7 protein-coding genes are annotated in these 5,840 nt (G+C 56.9%); 6 read left to right on the top strand and 1 reads right to left on the bottom strand.

Annotated elements, in window-relative coordinates:
* On the top strand, positions 1–396 hold a 396-nt coding region (locus tag VGP75_RS14960), incomplete at its 5' end, for a universal stress protein (RefSeq protein ID WP_327544427.1).
* 38 nt (positions 397–434) lie between these two features.
* The gene (locus VGP75_RS14955; protein WP_327544426.1) at positions 435–1,337 is read left to right on the top strand and encodes a DMT family transporter; all 903 of its coding nucleotides are present in this window, start codon (positions 435–437) and stop codon (positions 1,335–1,337) included.
* A 6-nt stretch (positions 1,338–1,343) separates the two neighbouring features.
* On the opposite strand, the gene VGP75_RS14950 is transcribed toward VGP75_RS14955, so the two are convergent.
* Positions 1,344–1,925: a hypothetical protein gene (locus tag VGP75_RS14950; protein WP_327544425.1), complete on the bottom strand. Its 582-nt coding sequence runs from the start codon at positions 1,923–1,925 to the stop codon at positions 1,344–1,346.
* Positions 1,926–2,344: 419 nt separating this feature from the next.
* Between VGP75_RS14950 and rpsL the strand changes: the two genes are divergently transcribed.
* The 4 genes from rpsL to VGP75_RS14930 all read left to right on the top strand — a co-directional run.
* Positions 2,345–2,716, top strand: a complete 372-nt coding sequence (gene rpsL / locus VGP75_RS14945) for a 30S ribosomal protein S12 (protein WP_055294782.1) — start codon at positions 2,345–2,347, stop codon at positions 2,714–2,716.
* 12 nt (positions 2,717–2,728) lie between these two features.
* A complete protein-coding gene (gene rpsG, locus VGP75_RS14940; RefSeq protein WP_055294780.1) occupies positions 2,729–3,199 on the top strand; it encodes a 30S ribosomal protein S7 in 471 nt (156 codons plus the stop codon).
* A 15-nt stretch (positions 3,200–3,214) separates the two neighbouring features.
* A complete protein-coding gene (fusA, locus tag VGP75_RS14935) occupies positions 3,215–5,332 on the top strand; it encodes an elongation factor G (RefSeq protein ID WP_327544424.1) in 2,118 nt (705 codons plus the stop codon).
* Positions 5,333–5,423: 91 nt separating this feature from the next.
* Positions 5,424–5,840 (top strand): GTP-binding protein (locus tag VGP75_RS14930; protein WP_327542504.1); only part of this gene is annotated, 417 nt, incomplete at its 3' end.

The following is a 5,840-nucleotide window of genomic DNA, read 5'->3' as shown; positions in this document are numbered from 1 at the left end:
ATCCTTGTTCCCGTCTCATTCGAAGCCGACCGCAATGCCCAAGGCGCGATGGAAATCGCCAAGGCTCTGTGCGGAGAAGGCGGCGCAATCACCTGCCTGCACGTCATCGAGCAGCTACCGCAATATGCGACGCAATACCTTCCTCCGGGCCATCTGGAGGCGGCGAAGGCCGAGATGGTCGAGAACCTCAAGTCATTGGTGGCGGATGTCGACAATGCGACCGCTGTCGTGGTCGATGGTCATGCATCCCGCACCATACTGGGTTTTGCCGAAAAGAACGATGTTGACCTGATTATCATCGCCAGCCATCAGCCGGAAATGCAGGACTATTTGCTGGGGTCGACTGCGGCCAAAGTTGTGCGCCATGCAAAATGCGCAGTGCACGTCTTACGATAACGCTGGTCAGGTTTCAAATGCGCTGATACGCCAGCACCATGCCGGTGCTGTCTGACAATATTCGCGGTGCGCTTCTGATGATGGGGGCGATGTGCGCCTATACGCTGAACGATGCTTTCATGAAGTCGTTGGCGGATGAAATTCCGTTGTTTCAGGCGATCTTTGTCCGTGGGCTGGGGGCGATCGTGTTCCTTGTCTTTATGTGCAAGGTTCTGGGGCAACTTCGCTTTACATTCCCCGCGCGGGATTGGGGCCTTGTGATCCTGCGGACCGTGGGCGAGATCGGCGGCACCTACTTTTTTCTGACCGCGCTTTTCAACATGCCCATCGCAAATGTCAGCGCTATTTTGCAGGTCCTGCCGCTCTCGGTTGCTTTGGCGGCGGCGCTATTTCTGCGCGAGCCTTTGGGCTGGCGCAGGCTTTCGGCCATTATCGTCGGTTTTTGCGGTGTTCTTTTGATTATCCAGCCGGGTGGTGCGGACTTTAGCGCATACAGCATCTATGCCCTCGCGGCGGTGGCCTGTGTCACATTGCGTGATATTGCGGTGCGCAGGATGTCACGGAATGTGCCTTCAGTCTTTGTTGCACTTGTCGCGGCGGTCGGTGTGACGGGGCTTGGCGGCGTTGGCTCTCTCTTTGTGGAATGGCAGCCCTTTACCGCGCTCTCCGGTATGCAGTTGGCGGGCGCGACAGGGTTCCTGATCTTCGGGTATATCGCGTCGGTCAGTGCCATGCGTTTCGGGGATATCGCGTTTGTCGCGCCGTTCCGGTACACAAGCCTCCTTGTTGCACTTGTGCTCGGGATGCTTGTGTTCGGCGAATGGCCCAATGCGCTGGCGCTGGTCGGTGGCATGATCGTTGTCGCGACGGGGCTGTTTACGCTTTACCGTGAAACCAAGCTGCGGATCCGGAACCGGATGGTTCCGGACCGGATCAGATAGGTTGCCCTAGTTTGCGGTGCCGAAGAACACGCCATTCACGTCCATATTGAAGTCGCCCGTCGCAAAGCCCGTCGCGGACCCAAAGACGGCGTCGCCTTCATTGAAGTGGTCGCGCACAGTTCCGTCAAGCGTCAGCACCATCTGGCTTTCCACCGCGAACCCGTCGTTATCAACACCCGAGATCTGACCGGATGCAAAGGCATCGAGATCACCACGTGTTTCGGTGCCGGTGATGCCAAGGCTGCCACCGAACCGCTGGTTCGGGGTGCCGTTTGGATCAATCAGGTTGATATTGGTGACGCTGCCAGAAATATCGTTGTCGCCGAAATCGACCAGCATTGTCATATCGCCCAGAATACTGCCCTGCGCGTCACCGCTGACATCGGCCCCGACGTGCCCACGGTAGGTGACACCGCCAGAGGGCAGGTCAGACAGGGGCGTGAACGGAAGCGCGGCGATGCGTTCTGCCTCGAACATGGCGTTGTCAACATCGCGTGACGAAACGGTTGGGGCATTGGGTTCGACGGTTGTTGTGGCGCAGGCGGCGAGGGTGGCAAGCGTCATGAGACTGAGAGTGAGCCGTGTCATGTGATGGTCTCCTACAAAGGGTGTTTTGTATTGGACGGCACGACGGGCGCGCCTTGGACCATGACTTGGGACCAGTGTGATCTGCTAGGCAATAAAGCCAGCATGATATGGGATAACAGAGGCGGAATTGCAGGCGTGCGACACAGAAGTCGCGTGGCTGTCGCGGCGCTGTTGACAGGCCAAGAGACTCCCCCTATACGCCGCTCATCCGGGCTGGGGGCAATCCCCGTCGTCCCGATATCATACCACGTAGTGGCCAAGAACCGAGCGCTTTTTCTGCTTTGTTCCTCTGGAGCTCACCGCACCGAACCTCCGGTAAGGGTTCGACTGCGGAATTTTTGTGCTTTCCGAACTGGAAGCATGTTTTTGAAACCCGCGTTTGCCGGACGCAAAATGTGAATAGATGGGAACATCAAACGATGCCAACGATTCAGCAGCTGATCCGCAAGCCGCGCCAGCCAAAAGTCACACGATCCAAATCTCAGCACATGGAAGGCTGCCCGCAGAAGCGCGGCGTCTGCACACGTGTTTATACAACGACACCAAAGAAGCCGAACTCGGCGATGCGTAAGGTTGCCAAAGTGCGCCTGACAAACGGCTTTGAGGTCATCTCTTACATCCCCGGTGAAAGCCACAACCTTCAGGAACACTCTGTGGTTCTGATCCGCGGCGGCCGTGTAAAAGACCTTCCAGGTGTGCGTTACCACATTCTGCGCGGTGTGCTTGATACACAAGGTGTCAAAGACCGTAAGCAGCGTCGTTCGAAGTACGGCGCGAAGCGTCCTAAGTAAGGAAGAGATCAGATGTCACGTCGTCACGCCGCTGAAAAACGCGAAGTTCTGCCAGACGCAAAGTTTGGCGATATCGTTCTGACCAAGTTCATGAACAACCTGATGGTTGACGGTAAGAAATCCGTCGCCGAACGTATCGTCTACAACGCCTTTGACCGTGTTGAAGACAAGCTGAAGAAATCCCCTGTGGAAGTCTTCCACGAGAGCCTTGATAACATCAAGCCAGCCGTCGAAGTGCGTTCGCGCCGCGTTGGTGGTGCGACATATCAGGTGCCTGTTGAAGTGCGCCCCGAGCGCCGCGAAGCGCTGGCGATCCGCTGGCTGATCGCTGCTGCGAAAAAGCGCAACGAAAACACCATGGAAGAGCGCCTTGCAGGCGAGCTGATGGATGCGGTCAACGGCCGCGGCACAGCCGTCAAGAAGCGTGAAGACACCCACAAAATGGCCGACGCGAACAAAGCGTTCAGCCACTACCGCTGGTAAGAGGAAAGCACCACAATGGCACGCGATTACCCCCTCGAACTTTACCGTAACTTCGGGATCATGGCGCACATCGACGCAGGTAAGACCACCTGTTCCGAGCGTATCCTGTACTACACCGGTAAATCACACAACATCGGCGAAGTGCATGATGGCGCCGCTACCATGGACTGGATGGAGCAAGAGCAGGAACGTGGCATTACGATCACCTCTGCTGCGACAACCACGTTCTGGGAGCGCACTGAGGACGGCGTTGAGCCTGACAGCCCCAAGCACCGTCTGAACATCATCGACACCCCCGGTCACGTTGACTTCACCATCGAAGTCGAGCGTTCGCTGGCTGTGCTTGACGGTGCGGTCTGTGTTCTCGACGCCAACGCCGGTGTTGAGCCGCAGACAGAGACTGTCTGGCGTCAGGCTGACCGCTATAAAGTCCCGCGTATGGTTTTCGTCAACAAGATGGACAAGATCGGCGCTGACTTCTTCAACTGCGTGCGCATGATCGAAGACCGGACCGGTGCAAAAGCCGTGCCAGTCGGGATTCCGATCGGTGCAGAGAACGAGCTGGAAGGCCTCATCGACCTCGTCACCATGGAAGAGTGGCTGTGGCAAGGTGAAGATCTGGGCGCGTCCTGGATCAAGGCACCTATCCGTGACAGCCTCAAGGATATGGCCGACGAATGGCGTGGCAAGATGATCGAAGCCGCCGTCGAAATGGACGACGACGCGATGATGGAATACCTCGAAGGCAACGAGCCTGACGTGCCAACACTGCGCAAGCTGCTCCGCAAGGGTACGCTGGCGATGGCATTCGTTCCTGTGCTGGGTGGTTCCGCGTTCAAGAACAAAGGGGTTCAGCCTCTGTTGAACGCAGTTGTCGATTATCTGCCAAGCCCGATGGACGTCGTTGACTACATGGGCTTCAAGCCAGGCGACGAGACAGAGACACGCAACATCCCGCGTCGTGCGGATGACAACATGGCGTTCTCCGGTCTGGCGTTCAAAATCATGAACGACCCGTTTGTGGGCTCTTTGACGTTTACACGGATCTACTCCGGTAAGCTGATGAAGGGTGACACCATGCTCAACTCTACCAAGGGTAACAAAGAGCGTGTTGGCCGTATGATGATGATGCACTCCAACAACCGCGAAGAGATCAGCGAAGCCTGGGCCGGTGACATTATCGCACTGGGTGGTCTGAAAAACACAACAACCGGTGACACACTTTGTGATGCAGCCGATCCTGTTGTTCTTGAAACAATGACCTTCCCCGATCCGGTGATCGAGATTGCGGTCGAGCCAAAGACAAAGGCCGACCAGGAGAAAATGGGTATCGCGCTGGCGCGTCTTGCGGCAGAAGATCCGTCCTTCCGCGTGGAAACTGACATCGAAAGCGGTCAGACCATCATGAAGGGCATGGGCGAATTGCACCTCGACATCCTCGTCGACCGCATGAAGCGCGAATTCAAAGTCGAAGCCAACATCGGTGCGCCACAAGTGGCCTACCGTGAGACCATCGGCCACGAAGTCGAGCACACCTATACCCACAAGAAACAGTCTGGTGGTTCCGGTCAGTACGCGGAAGTGAAGATGATCATTTCTCCGACAGAGCCAGGCGAGGGTTATTCGTTTGAAAGCCGCATCGTCGGTGGTGCTGTGCCGAAGGAATACATCCCCGGTGTTGAAAAAGGCATCCTGTCTGTCATGGATAACGGCCCGTTGGCCGGCTTCCCTGTGATCGACTTCAAGGTGGCTTTGATCGACGGTAAGTTCCACGACGTTGACTCCTCCATCATGGCGTTCGAAATCGCGGCCCGTATGTGTATGCGTGAAGGCATGCGCAAAGCCGGTGCGAAACTGCTCGAACCGATCATGAAGGTCGAGGTGGTGACACCCGAGGAATATACCGGCGGGATCATCGGTGACCTGACATCACGCCGCGGCATGGTGCAGGGTCAGGACACACGCGGCAACGCGATTGTCATCGACGCGATGGTGCCTCTGGCGAATATGTTCGGCTACATCAACACACTGCGTTCCATGTCTTCGGGCCGTGCGCAGTTTACGATGCAGTTCGACCACTACGATCCAGTGCCAAGCAACATCTCTGAAGAGATCCAGGCAAAATACGCTTAATCGGGATGGCGGGGTGAACCCCGCCCTACCCAACACCCCGTAGGGCGGGGCCTGCCCCGCCGCCCAAACCTAAATTTGAAGGAGCCACACCATGGCAAAGGCAAAGTTTGAACGTAACAAGCCGCACGTAAACATTGGCACAATCGGCCACGTTGACCACGGCAAGACCACCCTGACCGCTGCGATCACCAAGTATTTCGGTGACTTCAAGGCCTACGACCAGATTGACGGCGCGCCAGAAGAGAAGGCCCGTGGTATCACCATTTCGACCGCACACGTCGAGTATGAGACAGAGTCCCGTCACTACGCCCACGTCGACTGCCCCGGCCACGCTGACTATGTGAAGAACATGATCACCGGTGCCGCGCAGATGGACGGCGCGATCCTGGTTGTGAACGCAGCCGACGGCCCGATGCCACAGACCCGCGAGCACATCCTGCTCGGCCGTCAGGTTGGTATCCCTTACATGGTCGTTTACATGAACAAGGTTGACCAGGTTGATGACGAA

It is taken from the genome of Yoonia sp., from assembly GCF_036007805.1.
Taxonomy (GTDB): domain Bacteria; phylum Pseudomonadota; class Alphaproteobacteria; order Rhodobacterales; family Rhodobacteraceae; genus Yoonia.
Note: the sequence above shows the minus strand (reverse complement) of the source record. Positions and strands in the feature narration are given on the sequence as shown.